13 protein-coding genes are annotated in these 17,134 nt (G+C 69.4%); 9 read left to right on the plus strand and 4 right to left on the minus strand.

Features of this window, described 5'->3' with window-relative positions; genetic code table 11:
* Positions 1 to 92 precede the first annotated feature (92 nt).
* Both ACWCXB_RS13010 and eccCa read right to left on the minus strand, forming a co-directional pair.
* On the minus strand, positions 93 to 338 hold the full coding sequence (locus ACWCXB_RS13010; RefSeq protein WP_450722055.1) for a DUF397 domain-containing protein: 246 nt from the start codon (positions 336 to 338) through the stop codon (positions 93 to 95).
* Positions 339 to 704: 366 nt separating this feature from the next.
* Positions 705 to 4,658: a type VII secretion protein EccCa gene (gene eccCa / locus ACWCXB_RS13015; protein WP_450722057.1), complete on the minus strand. Its 3,954-nt coding sequence runs from the start codon at positions 4,656 to 4,658 to the stop codon at positions 705 to 707.
* Between the two features lie 217 nt (positions 4,659 to 4,875).
* Here eccCa and eccD point away from each other — a divergent pair, with 217 nt between their 5' ends.
* The 6 genes from eccD (at position 4,876) to ACWCXB_RS13045 (ending at position 11,964) form a co-directional block, all read left to right on the plus strand.
* Positions 4,876 to 6,345 carry a type VII secretion integral membrane protein EccD gene (gene eccD / locus ACWCXB_RS13020; protein ID WP_450722059.1) on the plus strand — a complete coding sequence of 490 codons (1,470 nt, stop codon included), beginning with the start codon at positions 4,876 to 4,878 and terminating at the stop codon, positions 6,343 to 6,345.
* A 205-nt stretch (positions 6,346 to 6,550) separates the two neighbouring features.
* A complete protein-coding gene (gene rpsO / locus ACWCXB_RS13025; protein ID WP_322725099.1) occupies positions 6,551 to 6,838 on the plus strand; it encodes a 30S ribosomal protein S15 in 288 nt (95 codons plus the stop codon).
* 305 nt (positions 6,839 to 7,143) lie between these two features.
* A complete protein-coding gene (locus ACWCXB_RS13030) occupies positions 7,144 to 9,363 on the plus strand; it encodes a polyribonucleotide nucleotidyltransferase (protein ID WP_450722061.1) in 2,220 nt (739 codons plus the stop codon).
* Entirely contained in the window at positions 9,360 to 10,739 is a 1,380-nt protein-coding gene (locus ACWCXB_RS13035) for a M16 family metallopeptidase (protein ID WP_450722063.1), read from the plus strand. Before ACWCXB_RS13030 ends, ACWCXB_RS13035 begins: the two co-directional genes overlap by 4 nt.
* Before the next feature lie 14 nt (positions 10,740 to 10,753).
* Positions 10,754 to 11,506 (plus strand): 4-hydroxy-tetrahydrodipicolinate reductase, encoded by a 753-nt coding sequence (gene dapB / locus ACWCXB_RS13040; protein ID WP_450722065.1) that lies wholly within the window; start codon positions 10,754 to 10,756, stop codon positions 11,504 to 11,506.
* A gap of 14 nt (positions 11,507 to 11,520) precedes the next feature.
* Entirely contained in the window at positions 11,521 to 11,964 is a 444-nt protein-coding gene (locus ACWCXB_RS13045; protein ID WP_450722066.1) for a hypothetical protein, read from the plus strand.
* 22 nt (positions 11,965 to 11,986) lie between these two features.
* Here the strand turns inward: ACWCXB_RS13045 and ACWCXB_RS13050 are convergent, their stop codons facing one another.
* Both ACWCXB_RS13050 and ACWCXB_RS13055 read right to left on the minus strand, forming a co-directional pair.
* Entirely contained in the window at positions 11,987 to 12,553 is a 567-nt protein-coding gene (locus tag ACWCXB_RS13050) for a hypothetical protein (protein WP_450722068.1), read from the minus strand.
* Positions 12,554 to 12,644: 91 nt separating this feature from the next.
* Positions 12,645 to 12,884, minus strand: coding sequence for a hypothetical protein (locus ACWCXB_RS13055; protein ID WP_450722070.1), 240 nt, complete (start codon positions 12,882 to 12,884; stop codon positions 12,645 to 12,647).
* Positions 12,885 to 13,147: 263 nt separating this feature from the next.
* On the opposite strand from ACWCXB_RS13055, the gene thyX reads away from it, so the two are divergent.
* The 3 genes from thyX to ACWCXB_RS13070 all read left to right on the plus strand — a co-directional run bounded on the left by thyX (position 13,148) and on the right by ACWCXB_RS13070 (position 16,787).
* Positions 13,148 to 13,885 carry an FAD-dependent thymidylate synthase gene (thyX, locus tag ACWCXB_RS13060; protein WP_450722072.1) on the plus strand — a complete coding sequence of 246 codons (738 nt, stop codon included), beginning with the start codon at positions 13,148 to 13,150 and terminating at the stop codon, positions 13,883 to 13,885.
* A 189-nt stretch (positions 13,886 to 14,074) separates the two neighbouring features.
* Positions 14,075 to 14,974 carry a 4-hydroxy-tetrahydrodipicolinate synthase gene (dapA, locus tag ACWCXB_RS13065; RefSeq protein WP_450722074.1) on the plus strand — a complete coding sequence of 300 codons (900 nt, stop codon included), beginning with the start codon at positions 14,075 to 14,077 and terminating at the stop codon, positions 14,972 to 14,974.
* A 127-nt stretch (positions 14,975 to 15,101) separates the two neighbouring features.
* Positions 15,102 to 16,787 carry a ribonuclease J gene (locus ACWCXB_RS13070; protein ID WP_450722076.1) on the plus strand — a complete coding sequence of 562 codons (1,686 nt, stop codon included), beginning with the start codon at positions 15,102 to 15,104 and terminating at the stop codon, positions 16,785 to 16,787.
* Positions 16,788 to 17,134 lie beyond the last annotated feature (347 nt).

The raw sequence follows: 17,134 nt of genomic DNA on the forward strand, positions 1-17,134 counted from the left end.
GGCGATGCGGTCGTCGCTCGATCCGGAGACGGTGCTACGGTACACGGAGGCCGAGCTCGGCGGGCACCCCCATTCGTATGTCCGGACGTGACCTACATGAGGTCGAACTCGCCGTCCCGCGCGCCCAGGACGAACGCACGCCACTCGGCCTCCGTGTACCGCAGCACCGTCTCCGGATCGAGCGACGACCGCATCGCCACCGCTCCGCCGGGCAGGTAGGCGATCTCCACCCGCTCCTCGTCCGGGCTCGTCCCCGGCGCACCGTGCCACTCGACGCCCGAGATGTCGAGCGCGTACAGCTCTTCCTTCTGACGTTCCTTGTCAGCTGCGTCGGTCATGGGTGCGGTCCCTTCCGGGTCAATCCGGGTCGTGCGAACGAGCTACCGGTTCACCCTACTGGGCCCTGCACCTCGGGCGAGCGGTGATCACCGGTACCGGATCGGGTGAAAGCGCGCCGCAGCCACCTCGTGGAGATCGGTGAGCGGCGCCGCAGAGCTGTCCACCACCCCGATGCCCCTCTCCGACCGGAAGCCGGTGAGGAGGAGCCCCCCGGACTCCCGTCCCCTCCGGTCGGTGCGCCGCGCCGGATCAGCGCCCGGGGGCGTGGATCGCCCCCAGGACAGCAGTGATGCGGAAGTGGGCGAGCCGCTCCAGGACCGCTTCCCTGGCCTCCGCGATCGCGGAGGCGTCCGGCACCCCGCTCCCTACCGGTCCGCCAGCCACCCCAGCTGCACCAGCGGCGTCCCCCGCTTCCGCGACACGAACGTGCCGCGGCCCGGAGGCATCGGGCGGGCCCGGACATGGCCCATGATGTCGCCCTCGCCCGGGTCGCCGGAGAGGATCACGCCCTGGGCGCCCAGCTCCTTCATGCGCTGCATGAACGGCTCGTAGAGCGCACGCGAGGCGCCCGCCGCGTTCCGCGCGACGATGAAGCGGATGCCGACGTCGCGCGCGAAGGGCAGGTTCTCCACGAGCACCTGCATCGGGTTGCCGGAGTTGGTCGCGACGAGCTCGTAGTCGTCGATGAGCACGAACAGTTGCGGGCCGTTCCACCAGCTGCGGTCGCGCAGCTGCTGAGGGGTGATGTCCGGCTTCGGGGCGCGCTTCGTCATCACCGTGTTGATCGCGTCCATGTGCATCTGCATGGCGGACGCCATCGGCGCGTACTCCAGCAGATGTGACGACGGCACGGCCTCCAGCATCGTGCGCCGGTAGTCGCCGACGACGATCCGGGCCTGCTCGGGGGTGTACCGCTCGGAGATCTGCTTGGCGATGAGTCGCAGCAGACCGGTCTTACCGGACTCGCTCTCGCCGAAGATCATGAAGAACGGGTCGGACTCGAAGTCGACGAACACCGGCTCCAGGTTGGTCTCGTCGATACCGATCGCGATGCCGTGCTGCGGGAACTCGAAGCCCTTGGGCAGCTGGTCCGCGCGGAGCATGCGCGGCAGCAGCCGTACGCCCGGGGCCGCAGCGCCCGACCAGCTTCCCTTCACGGCCTGCACGAACGCCGTCGTGCCGTCCGCGAGATCGACCGAGCTGCTCGAACCGTCGATCCTCGGAAGCGCCCCCATGAAGTGCAGCTTCTCCGGCACCTGGCCACGGCCGGGCACGCCCGCCGGCACGTTCGCCGCGACCTTGCGGTCGAACTCGGAGTCCATGACGTCACCGAGGCGCAGTTCGAGACGCCCCAGCATCTGGTCCTTGAGCGCCGCGCGCACCTCCATGTAGCGCGCGGCGGTGATGACGACATGGATGCCGTATCCGAGACCGCGCGCCGCGATGTCCGCGACGACGGGCTCGAGCATGTCGTAGTCGTTCTTGAAGCCGCCCCAGCCGTCGATGACCAGGAAGACATCGCCCCAGGCCTCGCCGGGCAGTTCACCCGCGGCCCGCTTGCGCCGGTACGTGGCGATGGAGTCGATGCTGTGCGAGCGGAAGAACTCCTCGCGCCGGTTCAGCACGCCCGCGACCTCCGCGACCGTACGCCGCACCCGCTCCGGGTCCAGCCGGGACGCGACCCCGCCCACATGCGGCAGGTCCGCGAGCGAGGAGAGACCGCCACCACCGAAGTCCAGTGCGTAGAACTGCACTTCGTGCGGGGTGTGGGTGAGCGCGAACGACGAGATCAGCGTGCGCATCATCGTCGACTTGCCGGACTGCGGACCGCCGACCACCATCATGTGGCCCGCCGCACCCGAGAAGTCCCGGTACAGCACCTCGCGCCGCTGCTCGAACGGCTTGTCGATCAGACCGAGCGGCACGACCAGACCGCCCGGGCGCGTGTACTCGGTCGCCGTCAGCCCGCGGTCCGCCGTCTGCGCGAGCCCCGGCAGCAACTGGTCGAGCGGCGGCGCCTGGTCCAGTGGCGGCAGCCACACCTGGTGCGCGGGAACGCCCTGCCCCTCCAGCCGGCGCACGATCACATCGAGCACGGTGTCCGCGAGCGCGTCGTCCTCACTGTCTCGCGAGGCGGCGAGGTAGGCCGGGTCGGGCGCCGCGTACACGACCGGGACCGGCACCGCGGTGAAGACTGCGGGCCGCCGCTCGATCGGCAGGTGGTCGGCGGAGAGCTGCGGCCCGCCCGTGCGGTACGTACCGGACACGTACGCCGCCTTGAAGCGGGTCATCTCCTCCGTGCCGAACTTCAGATAGCCCGAGCCCGGCACCGACGGCAGGTGGTACGCGTCCGGCACACCGATCGCCGTACGCGATTCGGCCGCCGAGAACGTCCGCAGACCGATCCGGTACGAGAGATACGTGTCCAGGCCGCGCAGCTTGCCCTCCTCCAGGCGCTGCGAGGCGAGCAGCAGATGCACACCCAGCGAACGGCCGATGCGGCCGATCTGGATGAACATGTCGATGAAGTCCGGCTTGGCGGTGAGCAGTTCGGAGAACTCGTCGATGACCAGGACCAGCGAGGCCAGCGGCTCCAGCGGCGCACCGGCGGCGCGCGCCTTCTCGTAGTCGTGGATGTTGGCGTAGTTGCCCGCCGAGCGCAGCAGCTCCTGGCGGCGCTGCAGCTCACCGCGGATCGCGTCGCCCATGCGGTCGACCAGTGTCAGATCGTCCGCGAGGTTGGTGATGACCGCGGCCACGTGCGGCATCTGCGACATGCCGGCGAAGGTCGCACCGCCCTTGAAGTCCGCGAGCACGAAGTTCAGCGTCTCGGACGAGTGCGTCACCGCAAGGCCGAGCACCAGCGTGCGCAGCAGCTCGGACTTGCCGGAACCGGTCGCGCCCACGCACAGGCCGTGCGGGCCCATGCCCTCCTGCGCGGCCTCCTTCAGGTCCAGCATCACCGGCTGGCCGTCCTCGCCGACACCGATCGGCACCCGAAGCCGCTCCGCCGTAGACCGCGGCCGCCACGTGCGCGTCACATCCACCGACGCCGCGTCGCCCAGGTTCAGCAGATCCGTGAAGTCCAGGTTGGCGAGCAGCGGTTCGTCGTCGTCGCCCCCGCCCATCCGCAGCGGCGCCAGCTGCCGCGCCAGCGCCTCGGCGGCCGGCAGCGACATCCCGTCCGGCACACCCTCGTAGGCGAAACCGGCGCCCGACTCCAGCCGAAGCCGCCCGGGCCGTACGACGATCGAGAGCCCGCCCCGCGGCTCGTCCAGCTCACCGGGGACGACCTCGACGATGGTGACGCCCTGGAGCCCTTCGGCCGCCGCGAACAGCGAGTCCGGCGGCACCATCCCGCCGTCGAGCACGACGACGATGTGCGGCTGGTCGAGGACCGGCTGGCTGTCCCGGCCGAACCGCGGCCGCCCGTCCAGCCTGCTGCGCAGCAGCTGCTCCAGCTCGCCCAGGTCGTCGCCGAACAGCCGCTTCGTACCGGCCCCGTCGACCTGCCCGAGCACCTGCGTGTGCGGCAGCCACTTCGTCCAGTCCCAGCGCGCCACCGCGCCGGGCGCCGCCACCACCGCGACCATCAGATCCTCGGGGGAGTGCAGCGTCACCAGCTGCGACACCAGCGCACGGGCCATCGACCGCGCCGACTCCGGCTCGCCGGACACCGTCACGTGGTAGAACGCCCGCATCGACACGGCCATCGGCAGCCCGTCCAGCGAGCCGTGCACCGCCAGGAACTGCTGCATCGCCCCCGCGCACAGCGGCTCCAGCTCGTCCACCGGCGCCGTGTCCGGCGCGATCAGCGGAGTCGACAGCTGCTGCGCTCCGATCCCGATCCGTACCTGCCCGAAGTCCTTGTCGCCGACCCGCCGTTCCCACACCCGCGAGCCCTCGGCCACCACCGACCACAGCTGCTCGGGGGAGGGGTGCAGATACAACTGCGCGTCGCGCTGCGCCCGCGCGGTCCTGCGGACCGTACGCCGAGTCTGCGCGAGGTATTTGACGTAGTCGCGCCGGACATCGGCAATTTGCCCCTGCGCACCCTTGCGGAACCGGACGAGTTGGGCGACAGCCATCGCGAACGTCGACACCAGCATCAGCACGCCCATGATCCGCATGAACGGATGGGCGTTCGGCATGAAGAAGAACACCACCGACGAGCCCATGCCGAGCATCGGCAGAAGCTGCATCAGCATGGACTCCTGCTGACCCCGCGGCAGCTCCGGCGGGGACTCCAGCGTCAGTTCCTCGCTGGGCACTTCGGGCGGAAGGGAGCGCGGCGGGCGTTTGACGACGATCTGGCTCACCGGAACATCAATCCCTCGGTACGGACGGAAGCCGGAGGTCTGACGATGCCGGAATCCGCACCGGCGCCCCCGTGGCTGCCTTTGCTTCGCGGACTTCCCTCCGCGCGACGGTGATCCTACTTGCAGGTGATGACACCACGTCCCGGTAGGGTGTCCGCGCACCGTGCGCAACCGCGAATCAGCCTGTGCGCCATCGCCTTTCAGGGGGTCCAGACACGTGAGTACGACCGCAGCGACCGGCTTCTGCCGCGTCACTGTCGTGGCGCCCGACAGCCGGATCGACGTCGCCCTCCCGGAGGACATCGCCGTCGCCGACGTCTACCCGGAGATCCTGCGGCTCACCGGCCAGACGCAGTCCGCCGGAACTCCCACCGGGTACCACCTGGTTCGCCGCGACGGCACCGTCCTCGACGGCGCTCGTACGCTCGCCGCCCAGCAGGTGCTCGACGGAGAGGTGCTCAGCCTCCGTCCGTTCGCCCAGTCGCTGCCGCCCGCGGTCTTCGACGACGTGGCCGACGCCGTCGCCGCGGCCGTCACCCGCGACCGCCATCTGTGGAGCGACGACCTGCTGCGCGGTGCCGGACTCGTCGGCGGAGTGCTGCTGCTCGTCCTCATGGGCTTCGTGCTCTGGTTCGCCGACCCGGTCCGCCACGACATGCACAGCCTGCCCGGCGTCGTCGCAGGCGCCGCCGGTGTGCTGCTGACCGCCTTCGCCGGCGTACGCGCCCGGGTCTACTCCGACCGGGCCACCGCCGTCGCCCTCGGCCTCGGCGCGCTCCCGCTGCTGCTCATCGCCGGGTCCGGGATCATCGGCCCGGCGGCGGGACACGGACCCGGCCGGCTGCAGTTCCTGCTCGGCTGCGTGACCGTGCTGGTCGCCTCGGTCGCCCTGGTCGTCCTCACCCCGAGCGGCGACGCCCCGTTCGTCGCGGCCACCTTCCTGGCCACCGTCGGCACCCTCGCCACCTTCGCCGCGATCCTCGCCGAGGCGTCGGCGACCGCGACCGCCGCGGTCTGCGCCCCCGCCGCCATCGCCCTGGTGGCCTTCCTGCCCGGCCTCTCGGCCCGCTTCGCCCGGCTGCCCATCGGGTACGCCTCGCCACGCAGTGCGACCGACGACGACTTCCACGCCGACCCGCACGAGACCCCGGAGGCCCAGCCCGTCGACGCGGAGCGCATCGCGCTGCAGGCCCGCCGCGGCCACGAGATGCTGCTCGGCCTGGTCGGCGGCTGTGCCGCGGTCGTGGTCGGCTCCGCGGCCGTCCTCGGCTTCGCCGGCAATGTCTGGGGCCAGTTCCTGGCCCTGGCCGCCGGCCTGGCCATGCTGCTGCGCGCCCGCCTCTTCCGCTACACCTCGCAGGTCGCCTGCGTCATGGTCGCGGGCACCGCCGCGATCGCCCTGCTCGTCCTGGGCCTCTCCCTGAACCCGCCGACCGACCTGGTCAAGGACCTGCTGATCTTCGGGGACCGCGGCGGCCTCGACATCCGTACGATCTGGCTCACCGCGGCCGTCGCCGCCGGAGCCGCGCTGTTCACCGCGATCGGCCTGGTCATTCCGAAGAAGGGCCTCTCGCCCTTCTGGGGCCGGCTGCTCGACCTCGCCGAGGGCGCGGTGCTCCTCTCCCTGGTCCCGCTCTGCCTGGCCGTCCTGGACGTCTTCGACGCGGCGCGCTCGCTGACCAGCTAGGCCCGGAGTCGGTGCGGGCCGGTGCGGGGCCGGTCAGGAGGACTGGTACGCTGTGTGACGGCCGTTTGTGTACGCGCCCTCAGCCTCGCCTCTGCGCAGCTGGGAGCAGCGCCCATCGTGCCTTCGCCTCCGAGTAACGGAAGCTCCCCTGAGATCAAGACCAGGGGCACTCGCAGGCGCATCGAACACCAAAGAGGAGTACCGAGTGTCTCTCGACGCCGCTACGAAGAAGCAGATCATGGCCGAGTTCGGCACCAAGGAGGGCGACACCGGCTCCCCCGAGGTCCAGGTCGCGATGCTCTCCCGCCGCATCTCGGACCTGACCGAGCACCTCAAGACCCACAAGCACGACCACCACTCCCGCCGTGGTCTGCTGATCCTGGTCGGCCAGCGCCGCCGACTGCTGCAGTACCTGGCCAAGAAGGACATCCAGCGCTTCCGTACGCTGGTCGACCGCCTCGGCATCCGTCGCGGTGCGGCGGGCGCGAAGTAAGACGCCGTGAAGGGAGCGGTTCCCACTCTGAGGGGGCCGCTCCCTTTTGCTGTACGTGCGGACCTGCCGGAAACGTCAGTAATCTGGTCGCACAGCACAACGCAATAACGCAGTACCGAAGCAGTACCTGAAAACGCAATAACGAAGAGGAGGAGCGCCCCTCCGCCGCCGGTCCTCGGTAGTGGCCCCCGGGACACATCACCCGGGTGCTTCGATCGAAGACCGGCCCGCACGCAAGGCGCGCTTCTCCGCCACCGTCCCCCACGCCACACGGGCGGGGAGACGCAGACGAGGAGATATCGCTGGTGGAGAACGAGACCCACTACGCCGAAGCCGTGATCGACAACGGTTCCTTCGGCACCCGCACCATCCGCTTCGAGACGGGCCGCCTGGCCAAGCAGGCCGCCGGCTCCGCCGTTGCGTACCTGGACGACGACACCATGGTGCTGTCGGCCACCACCGCGTCCAAGACCCCCAAGGACCAGCTGGACTTCTTCCCTCTGACGGTCGACGTCGAGGAGCGGATGTACGCCGCGGGCAAGATCCCCGGCTCGTTCTTCCGCCGTGAGGGCCGCCCGTCCGAGGACGCGGTCCTCACCTGTCGCCTGATCGACCGCCCGCTGCGCCCGTCCTTCAGGAAGGGCCTGCGCAACGAGATCCAGATCGTCGAGACGATCATGGCGCTCAACCCCGACCACCTGTACGACGTGGTCGCGATCAACGCCGCCTCCTGCTCCACGCAGCTGGCCGGCCTGCCCTTCTCCGGCCCGATCGGCGGCACCCGTGTCGCGCTGATCAAGGGCCAGTGGGTGGCCTTCCCGACCCACACCGAGCTCGAGGACGCCGTCTTCGACATGGTGGTCGCGGGCCGCGTCCTGGAGGACGGCGACGTCGCGATCATGATGGTCGAGGCCGAGGCCACCGAGAAGACCATCGAGCTGGTCAAGGGCGGCGCCGAGGCGCCGACCGAGGAGATCGTCGCCTCCGGTCTCGAGGCCGCGAAGCCCTTCATCAAGGTCCTCTGCAAGGCCCAGGCGGACCTCGCAGCCAAGGCCGCCAAGCCGACCGGCGAGTTCCCGGTCTTCCTCGACTACCAGGACGACGTCCTGGAGGCGCTCACCGCCGCCGTCAAGGACGAGCTCTCGCAGGCGCTGACCATCGCGGGCAAGCAGGACCGCGAGGCCGAGCTGGACCGCGTCAAGGGTCTGGCCGCCGAGAAGCTGCTCCCGCAGTTCGAGGGCCGCGAGAAGGAGATCTCCGCCGCGTACCGCTCGCTGACCAAGTCCCTGGTCCGTGAGCGCGTCATCAAGGAGAAGAAGCGCATCGACGGCCGTGGCGTCACGGACATCCGTACGCTCGCCGCCGAGGTCGAGGCCATCCCGCGCGTGCACGGCTCGGCCCTGTTCGAGCGTGGCGAGACCCAGATCCTGGGCGTCACCACCCTGAACATGCTCCGCATGGAGCAGCAGCTGGACACCCTTTCCCCGGTGACCCGCAAGCGCTACATGCACAACTACAACTTCCCGCCGTACTCCGTCGGTGAGACCGGCCGCGTCGGTTCGCCGAAGCGCCGCGAGATCGGCCACGGCGCCCTCGCCGAGCGCGCCATCGTGCCGGTGCTGCCGACGCGCGAGGAGTTCCCGTACGCGATCCGCCAGGTGTCCGAGGCCCTCGGCTCCAACGGCTCGACGTCCATGGGCTCGGTCTGCGCCTCCACCATGTCGCTGCTGAACGCCGGTGTGCCGCTGAAGGCCCCCGTCGCCGGTATCGCCATGGGTCTGATCTCCCAGGAGATCGACGGCCAGACGCACTACGTCGCCCTCACCGACATCCTCGGTGCGGAGGACGCCTTCGGCGACATGGACTTCAAGGTCGCCGGTACGAAGGAGTTCGTCACCGCCCTCCAGCTCGACACCAAGCTGGACGGCATCCCGGCCTCCGTCCTGGCCGCGGCCCTCAAGCAGGCCCGCGACGCCCGCCTCCACATCCTCGACGTGATGATGGAAGCGATCGACACCCCGGACGAGATGTCCCCGAACGCCCCGCGGATCATCACCGTCAAGATCCCCGTGGACAAGATCGGCGAGGTCATCGGCCCCAAGGGCAAGATGATCAACCAGATCCAGGAGGACACCGGCGCCGAGATCACGATCGAGGACGACGGCACCATCTACATCGGTGCCGCCGACGGCCCGGCCGCCGAGGCCGCCCGCGCCACGATCAACGGCATCGCCAACCCGACCATGCCGGAGGTCGGCGAGCGCTACCTGGGCACGGTCGTCAAGACCACCACCTTCGGTGCGTTCGTCTCGCTGCTCCCGGGCAAGGACGGCCTGCTGCACATCTCGCAGATCCGCAAGCTCGCCGGTGGCAAGCGCGTGGAGAACGTCGAGGACGTGCTCGCGGTCGGCTCCAAGGTGCAGGTCGAGATCGCCGAGATCGACCAGCGCGGCAAGCTCTCCCTCATCCCCGTGATGGCGGACGAGGACGCTGCCGACGACGCGAAGGACGACACCGACAAGTGACGTCCCGTAGTTCCAGGACGACGGCCCGCACCTCTTCGGAGGCGCGGGCCGTCGCCCGTACCCAAACGCTTCTCCAGGGCGAGCACGGCATCGGCACGGTCCGCAAGACCACCCTCCCCGGTGGTCTGCGCATCGTCACCGAGACACTGCCGTCCGTCCGCTCCGCCACCTTCGGCATCTGGGCGCACGTCGGCTCCCGCGACGAGACCCCCTCGCTGAACGGCGCGACGCACTATCTGGAGCACCTCCTCTTCAAGGGCACGCACAAGCGCTCCGCCCTCGACATCTCCGCCGCGATCGACGCGGTCGGCGGCGAGATGAACGCCTTCACGGCGAAGGAGTACACCTGTTACTACGCGCGCGTGCTCGACACCGATCTGCCGCTGGCGATCGACGTCGTGTGCGACATGCTCACCGGCTCGCTGATCCTCGACGAGGACGTCGACGCCGAGCGCGGCGTCATCCTCGAAGAGATCGCGATGACCGAGGACGACCCGGGCGACGTCGTCCACGACCTCTTCGCGCGCACCATGTTCGGCGACACCCCGCTCGGCCGCCCGGTCCTCGGCACCGTCGACACCATCAACGCGCTGAACCGCTCGCAGATCGCCCGCTTCTACAAGAAGCACTACGACCCGACGCACCTGGTCGTCGCGGCCGCGGGCAACATCGACCACGCCACCGTCGTACGCCAGGTCCGCAAGGCCTTCGACAAGGCCGGCGCCCTGTCCCGTACGGACGCCACGCCCGTCGCCCCGCGCGACGGCCACCGGACGATCAGGACCGCCGGCCGGGTCGAGATGGTGGGCCGCAGGACCGAGCAGGCCCATGTCGTCCTCGGCATGCCGGGCCTCCCTCGCACGGACGACCGCCGGTGGGCCCTCGGCGTACTGAACACGGCACTCGGCGGCGGCATGTCGTCGCGCCTGTTCCAGGAGGTCCGCGAGAAGCGCGGCCTCGCCTACAGCGTGTACTCGTACACCTCGGGCTTCGCCGACTGCGGGCTCTTCGGCGTCTACGCGGGCTGCCGGCCCAGCCAGGTCCACGACGTGCTGAAGATCTGCCGCGGAGAGCTCGACCGGGTCGCGGGCGAGGGACTGCCGGACGACGAGATCGACCGCGCCATCGGCCAGCTCTCCGGCTCGACCGTCCTCGGCCTCGAGGACACCGGCGCGCTGATGAATCGCATCGGCAAGAGCGAGCTGTGCTGGGGCGACCAGATGTCGGTCGACGACATGCTGGCGAACATAGCCGCGGTCACCCCGGACGACGTACGCGCGGTCGCCCGCGACGTACTGGGACAGCGCCCCTCGCTGTCGGTGATCGGCCCGCTGAAGGACAAGCAAGCCGACCGCCTGCACGAATCCGTCTCGTAGAGAGCGAACGCAATATGAGCAAGTTGCGCGTGGCCGTCCTCGGTGCCAAGGGCCGTATCGGCTCCGAAGCGGTACGGGCCGTCGAGGCCGCCGATGACATGGAACTCGTCGCCGCGCTCGGCCGGGGCGACAAGCTGGAGACCCTCGCCGAGACCGGCGCCCAGGTCGCGGTCGAACTGACCACGCCCGCCTCGGTGATGGGCAATCTCGACTTCTGCGTACGCCACGGCATCCACGCCGTGGTGGGCACGACAGGCTGGACGGACGAGCGCCTCGCGCATCTGCGCACCTCGCTCGACGCCTCCCCGGAGACGGGCGTGCTCATCGCGCCCAACTTCTCGATCGGCGCCGTGCTCACGATGAAGTTCGCCGCCCAGGCCGCGCGCTATTTCGAGTCGGTCGAGGTCGTCGAGCTGCACCACCCGAACAAGGCAGACGCCCCCTCCGGCACCGCGACGCGCACCGCCCAGCTGATCGCGGCCGCCCGCGCCGAGGCCGGCTGCGCCCCGCAGCCCGACGCCACCGTCACCGCCCTGGACGGCGCACGCGGCGCGGACGTCGACGGGGTGCCGGTGCACGCCGTACGGCTCCGCGGTCTGCTGGCCCACCAGGAAGTCCTGCTCGGCGGCGAGGGCGAGACCCTCACCATCCGCCACGACTCCCTGCACCACAGCAGCTTCATGCCCGGCATCCTGCTCGGTGTGCGCCGCGTGGTGACCACACCGGGGCTCACCTTCGGCCTCGAGCACTTCCTCGACCTCGGCTGAGACCGGTTCCTGCCATGCGCGCGAAAATCTCGTACTTCGTCACGGCTGCCGTCCTGGTCGTCTACTTCGTCCTGGTCGGCAGCCGGGGCGTGATGCTGATCCAGCAGGGCACCGCGCTCACCGTCGCATTCGGTGCCGCGGTGCTGATCCTGCCGGTGATCGGGGTCTGGTTCCTCTGGAAGAACACTCAGTTCGTCAAGAAGGCCAATGCGCTGGCCGCCGAGCTGGACGCCGAGGGCGGACTGCCGGTCGACGAGCTGGTCCGCACTCCTGGCGGCCGTATCGACCGCGACTCGGCGGACGCCGTCTTCGCCGAGCGCCGCGCGGAGACCGAGGACTCACCCGACGACTGGCGCTGCTGGTTCCGGCTGGCGGTTGCCTACCACGACGCACGCGACACACCTCGAGCCCGCAAGGCGATGCAGAAGGCGATCGCGTTGCACGACGGCACGGCATAACGACCTCGGGCGAAAGCCCCGGTCAGGAGCTCGCCTGCAGCGCCGGCGCGTACTCCGCGCCCCACGCCTCGACCGTGTCCGCCGCGCGGTCGAACGCCTCTATCCGCGCCAGAAAGTCCGCGTTGTGGTCGGTGAGCAGCGTCAGCGGCTCACCGACCTCGCGTACGAGCACGAGCGCCTGCCCCTGCACCGTCCGCGGCAGCCCCAGCCAGCGCACCGGCTGCTGCACCGTGCGCAGCTCCGCGACCTGCCCCCAGGCCACGGTGCTGGTCGAGAAGAATCCCACGCACCGCAGACCGTGCCTGCTCACCCAGGCGCCGATGCGCAACAGCCGCAGCGCCGCCGCGATCATCAGCGACGCGAGCCCGAAGCACAGCCCCGCGCCCGGTACGGCCCCGGCAAACGCGATGATCACAGCGGCGATCAGCACGAACGAGGCGAGCAGCAGGAGCAGCGCCGCGGCCGCCACCCGCCAGGATCCCGGACGGTACGGCCGCCGCCACTGATCATGGTCGTCGAACGGCAGGGCGACATCGTCGTCCGCCGTGGCGTCAAAGGCGCGGTCGGCCGTCAGAAAGGGCAGGGGCACGGCTGATCCTCACTCATCAAGCACGATGGGCTGTGCCTGGTGAGGCTACCGAGGCGGTCCCGGACGGACCACCCCAGGGGGCCCGTACGAGTCAGCGGCCGTCGGAGGCCTCGGACTGCTTCGAGTGCGAGGGCGCCTGCGGGGACTCCAGCGCCGGCATCCCGAGGAGCAGCGACCCGGCCAGCCCGGCCGCGACGGTCAGGCCGATCAGCGTACGTCCCAGCAGCTGCGACCGGCTCGGGCGCTCCCTGGGCGGCGGAGTGACGTCACTGCGGAAGCGATCGGCCTCGGCGACGAATGCGAACGGAACGGCCTCTCGCCGGCGGAACATAAGGGGGCCTCCTGGAGCCTGGTGAGCGATGCGCGTCCTGTGTCTGGTCGCTGCTACAGGTACAGACGCACAGAACGTCCATGAGGTGCCCGATTCCAACGAATTGACCGAAGAATCATAGGAGGCACCCGTCGGTCCCGTCCGGTCCCGTCCGGTCCGTCTGGTCTCCACCGGTCCCGTCGGGTCTGCGCATCCCGGCGTTGTCGGTGGCGAGCCGTAGAGTGGGCGCCGCCCGAGCGACGCAACTGGAAGGACCCCCGCCGGTGACCCAGATCCCCGCCGACATCAAGCCCAGCTTCCGCAGCGACGTCACCGTCGAGCTGGTGAAGCACACCGCCGGCGACTCCGACGTGCTGTGGGCGGCCCGGGTCTCCACCGCGGGCGAGCAGTCCCTGGAGGAGATCTCCAAGGACCCGGAGCGCTCGAAGGGGCTCATCAACTATCTGATGCGGGACCGCCACGGCAGCCCCTTCGAGCACAACTCGATGACGTTCTTCATCAGCGCCCCGATCTTCGTCTTCCGCGAGTTCATGCGCCACCGCGTCGGCTGGTCGTACAACGAGGAGTCGGGGCGCTACCGGGAGCTGCAGCCCGTCTTCTACGTCCCGGACGAGTCCCGCAAACTCGTCCAGGAGGGGCGTCCCGGGAAGTACGTCTTCGTCGAGGGCACCCAGGCCCAGCAGGAGCTCACCGGACGCGTCATGACGGACTCGTACCACCAGTCGTACGAGGCGTACCAGGAGATGCTCGCAGCCGGCGTCGCCCGCGAGGTCGCCCGCTCGGTCCTCCCCGTCGGGCTGTACTCGTCGATGTACGCGACGTGCAACGCGCGCTCGCTCATGCACTTCCTCGGCCTGCGCACCCAGCACGACATGGCGAAGGTCCCGTCCTTCCCGCAGCGGGAGATCGAGATGGTCGGCGAGAAGATGGAGGAGCACTGGGCCAAGCTCATGCCGCTCACCTACGCCGCGTTCAATGCGAACGGACGGGTTGCCCCGTAGGGCACAGATGTACGGTCAGCCTTACTCGGTGTCCGTATTGCGACGTTTCGAGAAGTTCATCTAGGCTGATCAAACGGACCCGGCACTGCTTGAACCCCCGAGCAGGCAGTGCCGGGTTCCACTGTCCACGTCATACGTCACGTCCCCCAAGGGGACACCACGCGCTGAGCAGCGAGTAGCGTGTTACCCATGGCTCCGATCTCCACTCCGCAGACCCCCTTCGGGCGGGTCCTCACCGCCATGGTCACGCCGTTCACGGCGGACGGCGCGCTCGACCTCGACGGCGCGCAGCGGCTCGCCACCCACCTGGTGGACGCAGGCAACGACGGCCTGATCATCAACGGCACCACCGGCGAGTCCCCGACCACCAGTGACGTGGAGAAAGACCAGCTCGTACGAGCTGTCCTCGACGCCGTGGGCGACCGCGCCCACGTCGTCGCCGGAATCGGCACCAACGACACCCACCACAGCATCGAACTCGCCCGCACCGCCGAGCGCGCCGGCGTGCACGGCCTGCTCGCCGTCACGCCGTACTACAACAAGCCCCCGCAGGAGGGCCTGTACCGGCACTTCTCGGCCATCGCCGACGCCACGGGCCTCCCGGTGATGCTGTACGACATCCCGGGCCGCAGCGGCGTTCCGATCGACACCGAGACGATCGTCCGCCTCGCCGAGCACCCGCGGATCGTCGCCAACAAGGACGCCAAGGGCGACCTCGGCCGCGCCAGCTGGGCCATCGCCCGGAGCGGGCTCGCCTGGTACTCGGGCGACGACATGCTCAACCTCCCGCTCCTCTCGGTCGGTGCCGTCGGCTTCGTCTCCGTGGTCGGCCACGTCGTCACCCCTGAGCTGCGCGCCCTCGTCGACGCGTACACCGCGGGTGACGTCCAGAAGGCCACCGAGATCCACCAGAAGCTGCTCCCGGTCTTCACCGGAATGTTCCGGACCCAGGGCGTCATCACGACCAAGGCGGCCCTCGCCCTCCAGGGCCTGCCCGCAGGCCCGCTGCGCCTCCCGCTCGTCGAGCTCACCGAGGCCGAGACCGCCCAGCTCAAGATCGATCTCGCCGCCGGCGGGGTACAGCTGTAACCACAGACTTCACAACTGAATACGACCCAAGTGAATACGCACCACAACAACGACAACAGCAAGTGCACGAATGTCATACGCGCCACGTGCCCAAGCGGTACGTGGCGCGTGTGGTGAGGAGAGTCTTTTGAGTCATCCGCATCCTGAACTCGGCGCACCGCCGAAGCTTCCGAAGGGCGGCCTGCGCGTCACCCCGCTCGGCGGTCTCGGCGAGATCGGCCGGAACATGACCGTCTTCGAATACGACGGCCGGCTTCTGATCGTCGACTGCGGCGTGCTCTTCCCCGAGGAGGAGCAGCCCGGCATCGACCTGATCCTGCCCGACTTCACCACGATCAAGGACCGCCTCGACGACATCGAGGGCATCGTCCTCACGCACGGCCACGAGGACCACATCGGCGGTGTCCCGTACCTGCTGCGGCTGAAGCCGGACATCCCGCTGATCGGCTCCAAGCTGACCCTCGCCCTGATCGAGGCCAAGCTCCAGGAGCACCGCATCCGCCCGTACACCCTCGAAGTCAGCGAGGGCAACCGCGAGCGCATCGGCCCGTTCGACTGCGAGTTCATCGCGGTCAACCACTCCATCCCGGACGCCCTGGCCGTCGCCATCCGCACCCCTGCGGGCATGGCCGTCCACACGGGCGACTTCAAGATGGACCAGCTCCCCATGGACGGCCGCCTCACGGACCTGCACGCCTTCGCGCGCCTGAGCGAGGAGGGCATCGACCTCCTGCTGTCCGACTCGACCAACGCCGAGGTCCCCGGCTTCGTCCCGGCCGAGCGTGACATCTCCAATGTCCTGCGCGGCGTCTTCGCGGCAGCCCAGAAGCGCATCATCGTGGCCAGCTTCGCCAGCCACGTCCACCGCATCCAGCAGATCCTCGACGCGGCACACGAGTACGGCCGCAGGGTCGCCTTCGTCGGCCGCTCGATGGTCAGGAACATGGGCATCGCCCGTGATCTGGGGTACCTCAGGGTCCCGGCCGGTCTGGTCGTGGACGTCAAGACGCTGGACGACCTCCCCGACGACGAGGTCGTGCTGGTCTGTACGGGTTCCCAGGGTGAGCCGATGGCGGCCCTGTCCCGCATGGCCAACCGCGACCATCAGATCCGCATCGTGCAGGGCGACACCGTCATCCTGGCCTCGTCACTCATTCCGGGTAACGAGAACGCCGTCTACCGGGTGATCAACGGACTCACCCGTTGGGGTGCCAACGTCGTCCACAAGGGCAACGCCAAGGTCCACGTCTCGGGCCATGCCTCGGCCGGCGAGCTGCTGTACTTCTACAACATCTGCAAGCCGAAGAACCTCATGCCGGTCCACGGCGAATGGCGCCACCTCCGCGCCAACGCCGAGCTCGGCGCGATGACGGGTGTCCCCAAGGACCGCATCGTCATCGCCGAGGACGGCGTGGTCGTCGACCTGATCGACGGCAAGGCCAAGATCACCGGCAAGGTCCAGGCGGGGTATGTGTACGTCGACGGCCTCTCGGTCGGCGATGTCACCGAGGTCCACCTGAAGGACCGCCGCATCCTCGGCGAGGAAGGCATCATCTCGGTCTTCGTCGTGGTCGACTCCACGACCGGCAAGGTCGTCGGTGGGCCCAACATTCACGCCCGGGGCTCCGGCATCGAGGACGCCGCCTTCGACGCGGTGATCCCGAAGATCGAGGAAGCCATCCAGAGGTCCGCCGCGGACGGCGTCTCCGAGCCCCACCAGCTGCAGCAACTCATCCGCCGGTCGGTCGGCAAGTGGGTCTCCGACAGCTACCGCCGGCGGCCGATGATCCTCCCGGTCGTCGTCGAGGTCTGACGCAGGGTCTGCAGCCGGATCCGGCAGCAGAACTGACACCTGGTGGAGTGATCTTGGAGCGGGGCGCCCCGATTTGCATCGGCCGCCCCGCTCCAGTACGTTTACGGCTCCGCCTGAGGGGAAGTCCGGGGCGCACCTGTGCGCTCGGATGGACCACCCAGGGGGCGGGAATTCCGACTCAGAATCTCTGATAAAGTCGGATCCGCCGAAAGGCAGTCGAAAGACAAAAGGCCCTCCAACGGCCGCCGGAAACAGAATCCGAACCGGGAACGGAACGGAAAATGAATCTGGTAAGGTTGGAAACACCGAAGGGAAGCGCCCGGAGGAAAGCCCGAGAGGGTGAGTAC

The organism is Streptomyces sp. NPDC001514 (assembly GCF_053597075.1).

Bases quoted from the DNA above. Each gene is read 5' to 3' on its own strand.
- ACWCXB_RS13010 (WP_450722055.1), bottom strand. From the start codon at position 338: ATGACCGACGCAGCTGACAAGGAACGTCAGAAGGAAGAGCTGTACGCG.
- dapB (WP_450722065.1), top strand. From the start codon at position 10,754: ATGAGCAAGTTGCGCGTGGCCGTCCTCGGTGCCAAGGGCCGTATCGGC.
- ACWCXB_RS13045 (WP_450722066.1), top strand. From the start codon at position 11,521: ATGCGCGCGAAAATCTCGTACTTCGTCACGGCTGCCGTCCTGGTCGTC.
- ACWCXB_RS13055 (WP_450722070.1), bottom strand. From the start codon at position 12,884: ATGTTCCGCCGGCGAGAGGCCGTTCCGTTCGCATTCGTCGCCGAGGCC.
- dapA (WP_450722074.1), top strand. From the start codon at position 14,075: ATGGCTCCGATCTCCACTCCGCAGACCCCCTTCGGGCGGGTCCTCACC.